Below are 16028 nucleotides of genomic sequence, written 5' to 3' on the forward strand. Positions count from 1 at the left end.
CGATCCGGCCGAACAGCTGCCATCCGCGCCCTCACAGCAACGAGGCACCGTGCTCCCGCAGGACCGCGCCAGGTGACCGGCCGTGCCGGACGCCAGACCCCGCCACGGCACGCGTTTCATCATGCGTCGGCGAGCACCCGAGTCTTCACGGTCCACCTGGATCTTCACCTCGCCACCCTCAGGGTTTCGTTCGGGAGGCCGCGGACACCCGGCGCCGGACGGTGCCCCCCTTGGACACCGGAGCGGAGGGCATGCGGTGAAGAGGCTGTGGTGGACGGTTCCGGTCGCGGCGGCCGGGGCGGCGGCCGTGTGGCGGTCCCGGTCGGCGCGTCGGCCCGACCGACGGGCGGACGACCGTTGGCTCACTGTGACGGTCAACCTGCCAGCCGCCGACGTGGGGGCCGAGGGGAAGCTGCCTCCGCCCCTGGATGACCTGGCGGAACGGATCGACGTGCAGATCCGGCCGGCCCCGGGCGACCGCGGCACGGAACTGGCCGCGCGGTTCAAGGCGTTCGTGCCCGCCGCGTCCGCCTCCGTGCCGGCGCGTCTGGCCGGGCAGGACCCGCGCCAGGAGCTGCGGCGCGCGCTGCGGGACGCGAAGTCCCTGCTGGAGGCGGCTGAAGTGCTGCGGCCCGACGCGCCGCCCACGACTCGCTCCACGCCGGGCGGCAAGCTGGTAGGGGTGTTCACCCGCCGCTCCGGCGGGGAGGGCGTGCTGTGAAGGCCCTGTGCTGGGAAGGCGTCAACAAGCTGTCGGTCGAGCAGGTTCCCGACCCCGAGCTGCGCAACGACCAGGACGTCATCGTACGGCTGATCGCGGGCACCACCTGTGGCTCCGACCTGCACCTCATCGGCGGCTACATCCCGGCCATGCGGGCCGGTGACGTGATCGGCCACGAGTTCGTCGGCGAGGTCGTGGAGACCGGCTCGGCCGTGCGCAGGCACGCGGTCGGCGACCGGGTCGTCGTCTGCTCGTTCGTGGGCTGCGGGCGCTGCTGGTACTGCGCCAACGACCTGTGGTCCCTGTGCGACAACACCAACACCAACCCCGGTCTCGGACAGGCGCTGTTCGGCTACGAGACGGGCGCCGTCTTCGGCTACTCGCACGCCATGGGCGGGCTGCGCGGCAGCCACGCCGAGTACGTCCGCGTGCCCTTCGCCGACTACGGCGCGTTCAAGGTCCCCGAGGGCATCGACGACACCAGCGCCCTGTTCATCTCCGATTCCGCGCCCACCGGATGGATGGGCGCCGACCTGGCCGGGGTGAAACCCGGTGACGTAGTCGCCGTGTGGGGCTGCGGTGCCGTGGGACAGATGGCAGCCCGCGCCGCGGTCCTCAAGGGCGCCGAACGCGTCATCTCCATCGACCGCATCCCCGAACGGCTGGCCATGACCGAGCGATACGGCGGCGCGGAGACCATCGACTACACCACCACCGACGTCGCCGCCGAACTGCGCGAGCGCACCGGCGGACGCGGCCCCGACGTCTGCATCGAGGCCGTCGGCATGGAGGCCCACAGCGACGGCCCGATGCACCTCTACGACCAGGCCAAGCAGCAGCTGCGCCTCCAGAGCGACCGCCCCACCGCCGTACGCCAGGCCATCCACGCCTGCCGCAAGGCCGGCACCGTCTTCGTCCTGGGCGTCTTCGCGGGTGCCGTCGACAAGTTCCCGCTCGGCGCCGTGATCAACAAAGGCCTCACCGTGCGCGGCGCCCAGCAGCATGGGCAGCGTTACATCCCCATGCTGCTCGACCGGCTCGCCGCGGGAGAGCTCGAGACCGCCCATCTGGCGACCCACACTCTCCCGCTCGACGAGGCGGACACGGCCTACGACATGTTCAAGGAAAAGACCGACGGCTGTGTCCGCGCCGTCATCCGCCCCCGGCTTTAGGGTCCGCATGGTCATCACCACGGTCGCTCGCCACGTCGCCGAACGCCTGGCCCGGTGGCGGTCGGCACCGGGCCTGCATCCCCACGGGGTGCTGTGCACGGGAACGCTGACCGTCGCCGCCCGCTCGGGCACCCGATGGGGTGTGCCGTGGCTGGACCGGCCCGGCTCATACCCGGTGATCGTGCGCTGGTCGCGGGCACTGGGCCTGCCCCAGGGGCTGCCGGACGGCCTGGGGCTGGCCGTCCGCGTCGAGGAGGCCGACGGGCCGGACAGCACACTCGACCTGCTGTTCACCTCCAGCCGACCCGGCAGGTTCGGCCGCCACCTGCCCTTGCTCCGACCCCACGCCCTCAAGGGGCCGTACTCGACCCTGCTGTCGTACCGGATGGGAGAGCGCGAACGCGTGCTCGCGGCGTTCCCCGCCCGCGACCCGAGCGGCACTCGCGAGGGGACCATGCCGACCTTGTGGCAGGAGCTGGCCCGCCGGCCCGTCCGCTTCGATTCCGTGCGCGCCGCCGCCCCCGGCGAACCCTGGACCACCTTCGCCTCACTGTCCCTCGAGGCCACCCGCCCCGCTACGCCCTCCCGCACCGTGTCCTACGACCCGTACACGCACTGCCTGCCCGGACTGCGACCCACCGGACCACTGCGCGCACTCCGCGTCGCCGCGTACACCGGTTCCCGCCACGGACGAACCGGCGACGACCACGACGAGTGAGGTGATCCTGCGGTGCGGAGTGCCGACGTCCGACAACCGACGACCGACACTCTCCCAGAACCCTGCGGGTTGACTTCCTCCCCCTCCTGATGGAGGGGGATTCCTACGGCTCGCGCCGTGGGGTTTCCCGCTTCGCAGCCGAGTGCCCGTCGTGGCCGTACCACCGGCCCTTGTACTCCGGCGTGCTCCGAAACTCCGACCAGGCCGCATCCCTGTGGCGCGGGCCAGACGGCCGCCCTTCACCATGCTCAGCGCAGCGACGCATCGTGGTGCCCGAGGTCCAGGCGACTGTCGTGACTGTGATGACCGGGGCATCTGCGGGAAGAAGGATCCGTAACTCAAGGAGGGTGCGGTGAGGCGTGATCGAATCGGGCTGGCCGAGGTACTGGCAGCAGCGGAGGGTGCCGCGCCGGTGCACTCCCTCGATGTCGTGGCGCACAACCTGCGCCAGCGATTCGGCGCACGTTACGTGTCGTTCCTCTTCGTCGACGTCGTCGGCCGACGCCTGCTACGGGTCAGCGACGAGGCGACGGCACCACACGAGCACGCCGCCGACCAAGTTCTCCTGGCCGGCAGTGTCTACGACGATGTCCTGCGCACTCAGAAAGTGGTGCAAGTGACCGAGGGCTCACAGGGGCAGCGCGTGCTAGCCCCCGTGACCAACCGTGGCGACGCCATCGGGGTCCTGGAGCTCCATCTCACCCACGTCACACAAAACATCCTCCAGCAGGTTGAGGAGGCTGCTCACGCCCTGGCGTACATCATTGTCACCGACCGGCGCTTCACCGACCTCTACTACTGGGGCAACCGCACCGCCACGGTCACCCTGGCCGCGGAGATCCAGCGTCAGCTACTGCCCTCGGCTCCCTCGTGCGAGGCTCCCGAGTTCACCCTCGCCGGCGCCCTTGTCCCGGCCTCCGACATCGCCGGTGACACCTACGACTACAGCCTCGACCACGACACCCTGCACCTGTCCATCACCGACGCCATGGGCCACGACGTCGACGCCTCCCTCATGGCCACCCTCCTGGTCAACGCCTCCCGCGGCGCCCGCCGCGCCGGCGTCGACCTTGCCGAACAAGCCCGGCAGACGCACGAAGCCCTCATCGAACACGGCAGAAGGACCTTCGCCACCGGACAACTGATGCGCATCGCTCTGGACGGAAGCAGCGCACAGCTCGTCAACGCGGGCCACCCCTGGCCCCTACGACTGCGCGACGGCACCGTTGACGAGATCAAGCTGCACATCAACCAACCCTTCGGGTTTTTTACACAGGGCCCCTATCAAGTACAGGACATCGACCTGCGCCCTGGTGACCGCCTCGTCTTCTACACCGACGGCGTGCAGGAGCGCCAAGCAGAAGCCGTCGACCTGCCGCGCCTCATGCGCGACACCGCAGGCGAGCATCCCCGCGAGGCGGTACGCGCCATGGTCGCCGCCGTCACCGACGCCCGCCACGGGCACGTGCGAGACGACGCCACGGTCCTGTGCCTGGACTGGCACGGCACTGCCTCCGCAGACCGAAGCGCGTAACACCCAGGGCCTGTGGGATGTCGTGCGGCTGCCGGCCGTACTCGCCTATCGGCAGGAACGGCTCGATCAACTGCCGCCGGGTGTGTCCTGGTCGGTCAGGACTTCGTCTCCGTCGCCCACTGGTCCGTTCGGAGTGGGAGACCTCCGAGCGGACCGAGATCGCAGGCCACATCCTGTCGCGCTTCCCAAGGAGCGCGGGTCAGGGGTTGTCTGCGCCGACGCGATCCGGGGTGCACGTCCACAGCCCCGTCACGTAGTTGCCGTTGGGACCGTACCCGGAGAAGGTCGCCCAGTTGCCGGGGTCTAGGACGCGGCAGGGGGCCCACTGGTGGTCCGTGTACTCAACCGTGACGGCGACGGTGTCCTGGCAGCCGTTGTGGACGTCGGTGTAACGCCAGCTCTGGTAGTACTCCACGCACGACGGAGCCGGAATTTCGGTGGCCGCTCCCGCAGGGTGGGCCGTGATCAGCAAGAGGCCTGCTGTGGTCATGGTGGCGAGAGCCGTGTGACGCGATATCTGTGCGATGCGTGTCGTCATGTGACGCATTCTCAGACGAGATGAAAGCACGATGCAACTCATTGAAAATATTTTCAGTCAAGATCCGACTCGGAGAACAAATGCCCAGCTAAAAGCTCATGTTGAGCGTTGAAAGAATCTGAAACGGCCTCACCTTCGCTCCATGAAGCACGTGTTCCTGGCGGGGCTTGGATGCCGTCGCAGCCTTCCAGGCCCCCTCCTCGCACGGCCGACCGCCCGTACCCGGCCCACCGGTGGTGAGGTCCTGGTTGCCGCCACCGGACAGTGCATCGCCGGGGGCCGGCTGCAGCGGGTTGCGCGTCAGCCCAGGATGCTCCAGCGGCCCGTCGACGGTTCGGATCATCCCGGTCGCCAGCTGCGGTGCCGGCCGAGGTGTGTGCCCAACACATTTGGATACACGCCCAGGCGCCGCGAGGTTCCTGGCGCGTCATCGTGCGCCGCACGACCGTTCACGAGACCTTGATACCGGAATATCCACTTCTATGGATGAAGGACCCGATGACTGCTGAAACTGCGCCAGTCACGCTGGTGCCTACCGAGGGGCGGCGCAGCAGAGGCCGTGTGGTCGTGTCCTGGCTGACCACCACCGATCACAAGAAGATCGGCCACCTCTATCTGATCACCTCGTTCTGCTTCTTCCTGATCGGCGGGATCCTCGCCATGGCGATCAGGGCGGAACTGGCCCGGCCGGGGCTGCAGTTCCTGTCGACCGAGCAGTACAACCAGGCGTTCACGATGCACGGCACGATCATGCTGCTGCTCTTCGCCACCCCGACCTTCGCCGGGTTCGCCAACGCCATCATGCCGCTGCAGATCGGGTCGCCGGACGTGGCCTTCCCGCGGTTGAACATGTTCTCCTACTGGCTGTTCCTCTTCGGCGGCCTGATCGTCCTCGGCAGCTTCCTCACCCCGCAGGGCGCCGCCGATTACGGCTGGACCGCTTACACCCCGCTCAGCGGCCCCATCCGCAGCGGTTACATCGGCGCCGACCTGTGGATCATGGGCCTTGCGCTGGCCGGGTTCGGCACCATCCTCGGCGCGGTCAACTTCATCACCACCATCATCTGCATGCGCGCCCCGGGCATGACCATGTTCCGCATGCCGATCTTCACCTGGAACGTGCTCCTGACCTCAGTGCTGGTCCTGCTGGCCTTCCCGGTTCTGGCCGCCGCACTGTTGGCCCTGGAAGCGGACCGCAAGTTCGGCTCGCACGTCTTCGACGCCCAGTACGGCGGGGCGATCCTCTGGCAGCATCTGTTCTGGTTCTTCGGCCACCCCGAGGTCTACATCCTCGCTCTGCCCTTCTTCGGCGTCATCACGGAGATCATCCCCGTGTTCTCCCGCAAACCGATCTTCGGCTACATGGGCCTGGTCGGCGCGACCATCGCCATCGCCGGCCTTTCGGTCACCGTCTGGGCGCACCACATGTTCGCCACCGGCGCCGTCCTGCTGCCGTTCTTCTCCTTCATGACCTACCTGATCGCGGTGCCCACGGGGGTGAAGTTCTTCAACTGGATCGGCACCATGTTCAAGGGCTCGCTGTCCTTCGAACCACCCATGCTGTGGGCCGCCGGCTTCCTCGTCACCTTCCTGTTCGGCGGGCTGACCGGTGTGATCCTCGGCTCCCCGCCACTGGACTGGCACGTCACCGACAGCTACTTCGTCGTCGCCCACTTCCACTACGTGCTCTTCGGCACCATCGTCTTCGCGATGTTCGGCGGATTCAGCTTCTGGTGGCCCAAGATGACCGGCACCATGCTCGACCACCGCCTGGAGAAGATCCACTTCTGGACCCTGCTCGTCGGCTTCCACACCACGTTCCTGGTCCAGCACTGGCTCGGTGCCGAGGGCATGCCCCGCCGCTACGCCGACTACCTGGCCGTCGACGGCTTCACCGGCCTGAACACCGTCTCCTCCATCGGCGCCTTCCTGCTGGGTCTGTCCACCCTGCCGTTCCTCTACAACGTGTGGAAGACCGCCAAATACGGCAAGAAGGTCGAGGTCGACGACCCCTGGGGATACGGCCGCTCCCTGGAGTGGGCGACCTCGTGCCCGCCCCCGCGCCACAACTTCGTCGCCCTGCCCCGCATCCGCTCGGATTCTCCGGCGTTCGACCTCCACCACCCCGACGTGGCACAGCTGGACCAGGCGGAGACCACCGGCAAACGCGATGCGATCGACGCCGAAGGACACAAGGGCGACCGGTCGTGATCAGAGGGCAGGCTCGTCACCACAGCGCCGACCAAGCGGCCGTGCTGGGCCCCGAGGCAAAGGGCCACCTCCTGGCCCGCAGCCACCGCGACACCACACGCCGTGAGGCCGAGGAGTTGTGCGCAACATGCACTGGCTGACCGCCGCCCAGGCCCAACACATCACCCGCCACTCGGTGCTCACTGGGCACATCCTGCGCGCAACCGTCCAACGCGTCGAGCAGCTGAGCCTGGCGTACGAGACCCGCTACCAGGAACTGCGCCGCGCACTCCTCAGACTCCATGCGGCCTGCGCGTCGGCGGTCCCGGCTGCGCCCGGGGCGCGGACGCCGCGGTGGGCCTGCCGGCGCGATAAGCGCGACGGCCGGTCCGTTTCGCGCAGGGCGCACAGGGCGGTCGTCGCCCCGCCGTATCGCCGGTCGAAGCCGCTCAGCCCTCTTTCTTCCGCCGCGTCCTCCACCTGACGTAGGCGACGGTCGAGACCACGACAAGGAGCATGACCGCGTCCTCGGCCAGGGTCCCCGACGCGTTCGTGACGGAGTGGCCGAACGTGATGGCGGCCGCGAAGTGGGCGATCGCGATGGCGCAGAGCATGAGCGCGAATCTCAGCAGCGAGAACCCATGCTTCTTCTCGTCCGCATCAGCTGTCATCTCCGGCGTCCCCTGAGCCAGACGGTCGCCGACGCGATCAGCAGGAACACGACCATGAAGACGAGGTGCTGCCCAACGGCCGACCAGCGGTAGTCCGTGAAGGTCGCGCCGAGGATGTACAGAAGGGCGAACACCCCGAACAGGGCAGCCAGGACATAGACGCGCCCCCAACCGGATTTCACTTTCCGGGTCATCCGAGCAGCGGCCCCGAGTTTTTCCGGGATGTGGTACATGAGCACTTCCATCTTCACGGTGTGGCCGGTCTTGCCCAGGGGGACGGAACGGCTGCCTCTGGTCGACGGCCGGCTGTCCAGCGTGATGTTCTCCGAGAGGGGGCTGCCGGACCCCCGACGTCCTGAAGCTACGCCCCCCATCGCTCCTGCCTGCGTCTGTACAGGACCACGCCCATCACGAGTGCGGTGGTCACGCCTGCTTCGATGACCATGCGGATCAGGGCGCCGATCAGCCCGCCGGCTGTGCGGTCGGACAGGGCCGTGCCCAAAAAGTGCACCACGGTTCCCGAGTAGAGGACGAGGGCAACCAGCGCCAGCGGAATCCGGTGGGTCGGTTGCCCCGGTCGCCCTTCGTTCTCCTCGTCCGGCGTGCCGTTCCCGCCGTTCACGTCCCGCATGCCCTTGATCGGGACCGGGAGACCAGCGCCGGATCTGCCGGACCTGGATCTGCTGCGCACGGACTATCCCCCGTGATCTTTCCATCGGTGAAGGTGAGGAGCAGCAGATCTTTGCATCGTCCACAAACGGCGTTGTATGACGAGCACTCACATCATCAATCAGGAGTAAAGGGGGTCGGCAGGAGATCCCGAACGAGAGCATCCGAAGATCACCTAAATACTGACATTGCTTCCAAGTGCGTTGTCACCGAGCGCGATCTGTCCCGGTTCTCGGTACGGGTGTCTGTTGGGCAGGTCTTTACGGAAAATCACTTCAAGTGCGAATAAAAGGGTCACGAATGTCAAGGAATTGATGTTACGTCGCGTCAGCCCTCGGATGGGACGACGGTTCGACAGATCGATGAACTCGATCTGGGTGATGGCGACTTGACCCGGTTGCGATGAACGCCTGGCCTTGGGGCGAGAGCGGAGGGGAGCGAACGCACCTGGGCTACGGAACGGATACCCCAGAGCCGCCATGTCCACCAGATACGTGATCACTCGAAGGCCGCGCGCGGTAACACTCGCCGAGAGCCTGCGGCCGCCGCAACGAGTCGGCAGGCACGGTTCCGTACGTCCTGCAGACCCAGGCGTGCACTCCATTTCCTGGGACGGGTGAGGCGTAGAGCGGCGGGGGCGGTCTACCGGGTGCGCCGAGCGGCGGCGTGAGGGCCGTGGGCTCCTGCTCGGCCTCGTCGACGGCACGGAGGTCCGCGACACCGCGGCCACGTGGACCGGACGGGTCGACGCCGTCACCGCCCGCACGGACCGAGCGGACGTCGAGGCGTTGCTCATCCGGCCCGACGACTGCGTTGCCCGGGCCTTGCCCACCGGGCAGGACCTCGACACCACCACCCTGCTGTGCGCACCGGGCACACCGGTCGGCCGACCCGCCTCAGCAGCGCATTAACAGTCGCCTCAGGTTCGCTCAGTACCAACTAGGCGTCCAGACAAGCGATGCAACTCGTATGTAGGAGGCTAGTGATGGCAGTCAACGCAGGGCCGTCCGGGGAAGCTCCGGCCGGTCGGTTGGCCGGCCGGTGGGTGCCCTGGTTGGTGATTGGCTTGTGGCTGGTGCTGGCGGCGGGCATGGTGCCGCTGAGCGGAAAGCTGAGCTCGGTCACCACCGACAGCGCCGTAGACACCCTGCCGGCCAGTGCCGAGTCCACCAAGGTGGCGGTGCTGGAAGACAGTCTCCCCGACGGTGACAGCAACACGTTCGTCTTCGTGTACCACCGCGCCGGCGGCCTGACCGACGCCGACCGAGCGACGGTCGAGCGCCACTACACCACACTGGCCAAGCGGTATCCGCCGAAGGCGACGGCCGCCGACGAGGACGACGAGGGCTCACCGACGAGCCCCTCCACCGACGGCGAGGCGATGATGTTCACCCTCGAGGTGAGCACGGTCTACGGCGAACCGGAGACCCTCGTCGGCCCGTTGCGCGATGCCACGAAGGACCGCCCCTCCGGCCTGGACCTCGACGTGACCGGCCCGGGCGCGATCAACGGCGACATGGATGCCGTCTTCGACGGCATCGACGTGCAGGTCCTCCTCACCACGATCGTCGTCGTCACGCTCCTGCTCATCCTCACCTACCGCAGCCCGGTGCTGTGGCTCATCCCGCTCATGGCCGTCGGCGCGGCCGCACTGACCGCGATGGCGACCGTCTACCTGCTCGTCAAGGGCTTCGGCATCGTGGTCAACGACCAGAACTCGGCGCTGCTGACGATCCTGGTGTTCGGCGTCGGCACGGACTACGCGCTGCTGCTCATCGCTCGATACCGGGAGGCACTGCACCACCACGAGAACGTGCGGGTCGCGATGGTCCACGCGCTGCGCGGCGCGGCGCCGGCCATCGTCGCCTCCGCGGCCACCGTGGTCGCCGGCCTGCTCTGCCTGCTCGTCGCGGACCTGAACAGCACCAGCGGGTTGGGCCCGATCGGTGCGGCCGGCATCCTCTGCGCGCTGGTGGCCATGCTGACGCTGTTCCCGGCGGTCCTCGTGGTGCTCGGCAGGCGGATCTTCTGGCCCGCCATCCCGCGGTTCAGCACGGCGGTTCAGGAGAAGCCGGGGCTGTGGGGACGGCTCGGCACCGTCATCAGCCACCGCCGGTGGGTGGCGACCCTCGGCTCGGTCGGAGTCCTCGGCGTCCTCGTCCTCGGGCTGGCGGGCAACACCGGTGCCCTGCGAGAGCAGGACCAGTTCCTGTCCGCGCCGGAGTCGGTCACCGGCTTCACCGTCCTGCGCCAGCACTTCCCGGAGCTCGGCGGCCAGCCGATGACGGTCTTCACGCGGCCGGCGCACCAAGAGCAGGTGCTCGACGTCGTCAAGGACACGCGCGGTGTGGCCCTGGCCATCCCGGAGCAGACCAGCGGGGGTTGGGCCGGCATCTCCGTGTTCCCGAAGGACGCGCCGGACAGCGTCGCGGAGTACGACACGATCAGGCGGGTGCGCACCGCCGTGCACGCGGTGAGCGGGGCGGAGGCGATCGTCGGTGGGCCGAGTGCGGAGAACCTGGACACCGAGGCGACCACCGAGCGCGACGAGAAGCTGGTGATCCCGCTGGTCCTCGCCGTCGTCCTCATCGTCCTCGGGCTGCTGCTGCGGGCGATCCTCGCCCCGCTGGTCCTGATGGCCACCGTGATCGTCTCGTTCGCCGCAGCCTTCGGCGGCAGCGTGTTCGTCTTCGACACGATCCTCGGCTTCAAGGGTGTCGACTCTTCGGTGCCGCTGCTGGCGTTCCTGTTCCTGGTGGCGCTCGGCGTCGACTACAACATCTTCCTGGCCAGCCGGGCCCGGGAGGAGACCGTGCGTCTCGGCACCGCAAACGGCATGCTCAAAGCCCTTTCCGCCACCGGTGGCGTCATCACCTCGGCAGGCCTGGTCCTGGCGGCCACGTTCGCGGTCCTCGCCACCCTTCCGCTGGTGATGCTGATCGAGGTCGGGTTCCTGGTCGCCTTCGGCGTGCTGCTCGACGCCCTGCTGGTGCGGTCGGTCCTGGTGCCCGCCCTCACCCTGCTGATCGGCCGACGCATCTGGTGGCCGAGCCGGCTGTCCCGTCCAGCGGTCCAGCTGCCGGACGGTCAACAACCGCTTGCCGACGACGAGGAGCCCGCGCTGCAACGCTGAGCGCGGCGGCACGGACGCGATCCGGGACGGGGCCCCAGGCCTGTCCCGGATCTCTTCATGGGCGCGAAGTAACCTCGTACCTGCGGGAGTTCAGCGCCTTGTGTGCCGGTCCCGGTCAGGGGTTGGACGATCTCGGGACGTCGGGGCGACCTCCTGGGCACCGGACCTCGGTGTCCCCGCCGAACACCTCCCGCCGCCCGACTGGCCGGAGCCCCTGTCCGCTCACGAGATCCAGCGACTGCGGGACGCGTTGCGGAACGGAACACGTGACGAACTGACCAGGCTGCAACCCCGGCCGGCCCAACGTTGACCGCGCCCATCTGAACCTGCGGGTAGGGGGCCAGCGGCGTGCACACGTGGCGGCTGACCTGCTCCGGGGTGTCCTGGCGGCGCGGCCGGTGGAGTTCGAGTGGTCCGTCCTCCGTGGGGTTGTCAGCCGCAGCAAAGCAGAGCACAGACAGCACCAAGCCCTGTGCAAAGCTCTGGTCACGCGCCGTGCGGCCGGGACTGGGGCCGGCGGGCCGTGTCCTGCCCCGACGGTCAGCCACGCAGGGCCATGTCCGAGAGACGCCGCCCCTCGTCCTGCGCCGCGTCGCCGGGGCGGGTCAGTGCACCGCGCTGTCATCCCCGGCGGCGAGCGACGCGATCGGAGTGGGCGGAGCCGCGGTCGGAAGCTCGACCCGGAGCAGCGCGCCACCCCGTGCGGAGCGGCCAACGGTGGCCCGGCCGCCGTGGGCGTCGACGACCCGCTGCACGATCGACAGCCCCAGACCGGATCCCGGCAACGCCCGGGCACTGTCGGCACGGTAGAACCGGTCGAACACCCGCGGTACGTCGGCTGCGTCGATGCCCGGCCCGGCGTCGTCGACCTCAAGCACCGCCGACGCGCCCTCGGCACGGAGCCGGACCTGGACCGGCTGATCCGCAGGAGACCACTTGCCGGCGTTGTCGATGAGGTTGAGCACCGCCCGCTCAAGCGCAGCGGGACGCCCGCTCACCCACACAGACGTCACGTCGAGCGCGACCTCGACGTCGGGCACCCGGGACCGCGCCCGGATCGCGGCGGCCGCCACCACGTCGGCGAAGTCGAGCACTTCGGTGCTCTCGTCGCTGACGTCACCGCGCGCCAGGTCGGTCAGCTCAGCGACCAGGGTGCTCAACTCGCCCACCTGGGCGCCGACATCGTTGAGCAGCCGGGTCCGGCTCTCCGCCGGAAGTGCGCTGTCCAGGGTGCCGCGCCGATCGAGCCGGATCAGCAGCTCCACGTTGAGGCGCAGGCTGGTGAGCGGGGTCTTGAGCTCGTGGGCGGCGTCCTCGGCGAGCAGCCGCTGGGCCCGTCGGGAGTCCCGGAGCGCGGCGAGCATGTCGTTGATCGACTGGACCAGCCGCCGGATCTCCCCACCCCCCTCGTCCGGGATGTCGGCGTCGAGATCCCGGGTGCGCGCCACGCGTACCGCGGCGGCGGTCAGCCGGTCGATCGGTGCCAGCCCGGTCCGCGCCACAGTCCGCCCGACAAGGGCACCGCCGACCACGCAGAGCAGCCCGATCAGCAGCATGCCGAACCCGAACCGGTTGATCGGGCTGTCGTCGACCGCGCGCGCCACCTGGACCGCGCCGTCGCCCGCCCGCAGCGTGTAGATGACGTACCCGTCCTCGTCGCTGTCGTTCGACTCCATCAGGTCGACCGACGCGCCCTGCGCCACACGCCAGGCTACCTCGCTGACCGGGGGCAGCGCGGGTTGCCCGGCCGGCGTCCGGATCGAGCCGTCGGACAGGATGACCCGCACCAGCCGTCCGGATCCGGGATACGGCGGTAGCCGGACCTGCGCCAGACCGGCGCGCTCGGCGTCCGTCGCCAGGACGCGGGAGTCGGCGCGTAGCTGATTCTCGGTCGTTCTCTGCAGTTCCCAGCCCATGAGCTGGCTGGCCACCTGAAAGGCCACGAACACGCTTACCGCGATGGCCGTCGCCGCGATCACCGTCAGCCTGGCCCGCAGGGACCGCCGACGCCACCACCGGGTCAGCCGGCGCGGTTCCCGGCCCGCGGGCCTGCTCACGGAGGAGTCTCCCGCAATGTGTATCCCAGGCCGCGCAGTGTGTAGATCAATCGCGGCTCACCGTCGGCCTCCAGCTTGCGGCGCAGGTAACTCACGTACACCTGGAGGTTGTTGGCGGTGGAGCTCATGCCGAAGCCCCAGATCGCCTCGAACAGCGCGTCGCGGGTCAAGACCCGGGTCGCATTGCTCAGCAGCACCTGCAGGAGGGAGAACTCGGTCCGGGTCAGGTGCAGCGGCCGCCCGCCACGCCACGCCTCGAACCTGTCGGGATCGAGCCGGACGTCGGCGTACGACAGGATCTGCGACTCCTCGTCGGTCGGCGTCCGCCGACGCAGCAGGGCCCGCACCCGGGCCAGCAACTCCTCGGTGGCGAACGGCTTGGGCAGGTAGTCGTCGGCGCCCGCATCCAGCCCCGCGACCCGGTCGGAGACCTGGTCACGGGCGGTGAGCATCAGCACCGGCAGATCCTGGCCCGCGGCCCGCAACCGCCGGCAGGTCTCCAACCCGCCGAGGCGGGGCATCATCACGTCGAGGAGCAGCAGATCCGGCGCGTCACCACCGACCTCGTCGAGCACGGCAAAACCGTTGGCGACGGTGCTGGTGTCGTACCCCTCCACCTGGAGCACCCGCTCCAGCGAGTCGCGGATGGCTGCCTCGTCATCCGCGATCATGATCCGCACCCCGGCCCGCCCCCTCCAGTCGATGCCCTTGCCGCTCATTGTCGCCGACCAACCTGAAGCCAGGCTTAGAGGTCCTCAGAGAAGCCAGCTGATCATGTGACTGTCGGTGAATTGGCGGGGGCGCAGTTCTCGGGCGTGCGGTCGAGGCGCGCGGTTCTCAGAACGGCCATGGAGCCGGTGCCGAATCGGTGAACGAACCCCGTTGCCGGTGACGTAGAAGACCGCATCCGACATCTGCCGGTGACAGTGGCCCTTCGGCAGCCCGCCCCGGTCCTCCAGCCCTGCCGGCGCCGGCAGCGCATCCCGCACGCCGTCCACTCTGCATCCGTCATGTCCGACGGATGCCGCCGCAGGGCCTCCTGGTACTCGAGTGGCGTCGCAACTCCGAGCTGCCAGGAGGCCCTGTCCTCATACATCCCTCAGGCCAAGATCACCCGACCAGCAGTGGCCGCCGTGGGAACCGCCGCTCGTCAGCTGATCGGAGTCAGCTGCCAGAGCTCGGAGTCGGTCCCGTTGTCGGTGTTCTGGAGCGTGCTCGCTCCGGGGTCGGTCGAGGCTGCGGAGACGTCCAACGGCAGTCCGCTGCGCACGTTGACCAGCTTGACGTAGCCGTGGCCGGCGTCGACCACCTTCCACAGGTGGTCGTCGTGGCCGTCGTCGCCCCATTGCACGGCGTCGGCGCCCGGGTTGCCGGAGCCGCCGGCGATGCCGAGCAGCAGGCCACTGTTGACGTTCTTGAGCTTGTACTGGTCGTTGCCGGCGGGGATCAGCCGCCACTGCTGGTTGGCGGTGGCGTCCGCGCTCTGCTGTACGACCGCACCGCCGTCCGTGGTGGAGGCGCCGTCGATCCCCAGGTCGAGGTTGCTCTTCTTGTTGGTGATCTGGATCGCCGGGGCCTTCGTGCTGGCGATGGTGACCTGGCCGGGGTAGGCGGCCACCAGTGGGTCGGTGACCGAGGAGGGGGCGTCGGTGTCCACCACGATCCGGTCGCTCGTCCCGTCGTAGTGGGCGGCGGCGTAGTACATCGTCGAGCCGACCGGCTCGATCTGGTCGACGGCGGCGACGATGATCTTCTGGACCTGCGCGGCGGTGAACTGGGCGCTGCGGGTGGTGGTCGGAGTGGGCCAACTGGTCGGGGTGTTGCCGCCTGCGTCGGTCCAGTCGCTCGGGTGTTGCAGGTTGTTGATGTCACCGGCGTAGTCGGACGGGAAGATGATCACCGGGCCGGTGTTCGGGTCCTCATAGGCGGACAGGGCGCAGTTGTAGTCGGCCAGGGCCTGCAACTGCTCGCTCGCCGCGGTCGCGCCGCCCTTGTTGCCGGGGTTGGACGTGAGCGAGAGCTGCGGCTCGCACACGGTGGGCGGGGTGCTCGCGGGCGGGCCCTGGATGACGACCTGGTCGGGGTACTTGGCGGCCAGCGGGTCGGTGACGGACGAGGGGGCGCTGGTCTGCACGATCACCCGGTCGCTCGCGCCGTCGTAGGCGGCAGCCAGGGAGTAGGTGGTGGTGTCGTTGCCGGGCTGGATGGCGTCGAGGACCGCGTTCTGCACGGTGTTGAGCTGGTCCTGCGTGAACGAGGAGCTTTTGGCGGTCGCGGGGGTGGGCCAACTGGTCGGGGTGTTGCCGTTGGAGTCGGTCCAGTCGCTCGGGTGTTGCAGGTTGTTGATGTCACCGGTGTAGTCGGACGGGAAGATGATCATCGGGGAGCCAGTTTTCGGGTCCTCGAACGCGGTGAGGGCGTGGTTGTAGCCCGCGAGTTCCACCACCTCCTCCCAGTCGGAACCGGTGGCGGTGTCGGCGTGTGCGGCCGCGGCCGGCAGCAGCGACCCGCCCGCCAGCACAAGCGACAGGAGTGCGAGCAGGGCGGCGTGCGGCCGCTCCCGCAGCGCGGAGCGCATGCGGCGCGGCGCTGTTGATGCGTTGTCCAACATGGTCTTCCTTGGGT

13 protein-coding genes and 1 pseudogene are annotated in these 16028 nt (G+C 68.8%); 7 read left to right on the top strand and 7 right to left on the bottom strand.

What is annotated here, in order from left to right:
* The first annotated feature begins 256 nt into the window (after nt 1–256).
* The 4 genes from ACFUO4_RS00535 to ACFUO4_RS00550 all read left to right on the top strand — a co-directional run bounded on the left by ACFUO4_RS00535 (nt 257) and on the right by ACFUO4_RS00550 (nt 4145).
* The gene (locus ACFUO4_RS00535; RefSeq protein WP_383478145.1) at nt 257–721 is read left to right on the top strand and encodes a hypothetical protein; all 465 of its coding nucleotides are present in this window, start codon (nt 257–259) and stop codon (nt 719–721) included.
* Nucleotides 718–1893: a zinc-dependent alcohol dehydrogenase gene (locus ACFUO4_RS00540; RefSeq protein ID WP_383478148.1), complete on the top strand. Its 1176-nt coding sequence runs from the start codon at nt 718–720 to the stop codon at nt 1891–1893. The genes ACFUO4_RS00535 and ACFUO4_RS00540 overlap by 4 nt, the downstream gene beginning before the upstream one ends.
* Nucleotides 1894–1900: 7 nt before the next feature.
* Nucleotides 1901–2611, top strand: a complete 711-nt coding sequence (locus ACFUO4_RS00545) for a phosphodiesterase (RefSeq protein WP_383478151.1) — start codon at nt 1901–1903, stop codon at nt 2609–2611.
* 352 nt (nt 2612–2963) lie between these two features.
* Nucleotides 2964–4145, top strand: coding sequence for a PP2C family protein-serine/threonine phosphatase (locus ACFUO4_RS00550; RefSeq protein WP_383478154.1), 1182 nt, complete (start codon nt 2964–2966; stop codon nt 4143–4145).
* Nucleotides 4146–4344: 199 nt separating this feature from the next.
* On the opposite strand, the gene ACFUO4_RS00555 is transcribed toward ACFUO4_RS00550, so the two are convergent.
* Complete coding sequence (locus tag ACFUO4_RS00555; RefSeq protein WP_383478157.1) at nt 4345–4683, bottom strand: alpha-amylase; 339 nt, start codon at nt 4681–4683, stop codon at nt 4345–4347.
* A gap of 498 nt (nt 4684–5181) precedes the next feature.
* Here ACFUO4_RS00555 and ctaD point away from each other — a divergent pair, with 498 nt between their 5' ends.
* Nucleotides 5182–6894 (top strand): cytochrome c oxidase subunit I, encoded by a 1713-nt coding sequence (gene ctaD, locus ACFUO4_RS00560; protein WP_383478160.1) that lies wholly within the window; start codon nt 5182–5184, stop codon nt 6892–6894.
* 428 nt (nt 6895–7322) lie between these two features.
* On the opposite strand, the gene ACFUO4_RS00565 is transcribed toward ctaD, so the two are convergent.
* The 3 genes from ACFUO4_RS00565 to ACFUO4_RS00575 form a co-directional block, all read right to left on the bottom strand.
* A complete protein-coding gene (locus ACFUO4_RS00565) occupies nt 7323–7544 on the bottom strand; it encodes a hypothetical protein (RefSeq protein ID WP_179143479.1) in 222 nt (73 codons plus the stop codon).
* Nucleotides 7541–7789 (bottom strand): hypothetical protein, encoded by a 249-nt coding sequence (locus tag ACFUO4_RS00570; protein WP_383478164.1) that lies wholly within the window; start codon nt 7787–7789, stop codon nt 7541–7543. The genes ACFUO4_RS00565 and ACFUO4_RS00570 overlap by 4 nt, the downstream gene beginning before the upstream one ends.
* 116 nt (nt 7790–7905) lie before the next feature.
* Entirely contained in the window at nt 7906–8175 is a 270-nt protein-coding gene (locus ACFUO4_RS00575) for a hypothetical protein (protein ID WP_079310782.1), read from the bottom strand.
* Nucleotides 8176–8851: 676 nt separating this feature from the next.
* Here ACFUO4_RS00575 and ACFUO4_RS00580 point away from each other — a divergent pair.
* Nucleotides 8852–9124: pseudogene (locus ACFUO4_RS00580) on the top strand (FAD-dependent oxidoreductase); the annotation flags it as partial.
* Between the two features lie 74 nt (nt 9125–9198).
* Nucleotides 9199–11346 carry an MMPL family transporter gene (locus tag ACFUO4_RS00585; protein WP_383478167.1) on the top strand — a complete coding sequence of 716 codons (2148 nt, stop codon included), beginning with the start codon at nt 9199–9201 and terminating at the stop codon, nt 11344–11346.
* A 605-nt stretch (nt 11347–11951) separates the two neighbouring features.
* Here the strand turns inward: ACFUO4_RS00585 and ACFUO4_RS00590 are convergent.
* The 3 genes from ACFUO4_RS00590 to ACFUO4_RS00600 all read right to left on the bottom strand — a co-directional run bounded on the left by ACFUO4_RS00590 (nt 11952) and on the right by ACFUO4_RS00600 (nt 16014).
* Complete coding sequence (locus ACFUO4_RS00590; protein WP_383478170.1) at nt 11952–13403, bottom strand: ATP-binding protein; 1452 nt, start codon at nt 13401–13403, stop codon at nt 11952–11954.
* The gene (locus tag ACFUO4_RS00595) at nt 13400–14083 is read right to left on the bottom strand and encodes a response regulator transcription factor (RefSeq protein WP_383482184.1); all 684 of its coding nucleotides are present in this window, start codon (nt 14081–14083) and stop codon (nt 13400–13402) included. The genes ACFUO4_RS00590 and ACFUO4_RS00595 overlap by 4 nt, the downstream gene beginning before the upstream one ends.
* Before the next feature lie 470 nt (nt 14084–14553).
* Nucleotides 14554–16014 (bottom strand): RICIN domain-containing protein, encoded by a 1461-nt coding sequence (locus ACFUO4_RS00600; RefSeq protein WP_383478173.1) that lies wholly within the window; start codon nt 16012–16014, stop codon nt 14554–14556.
* Between the last annotated feature and the right edge of the window lie 14 nt (nt 16015–16028).

Source organism: Streptomyces sp. NPDC057280 (assembly GCF_042668605.1).
Classification (GTDB): Bacteria; Actinomycetota; Actinomycetes; order Streptomycetales; family Streptomycetaceae; genus Streptomyces.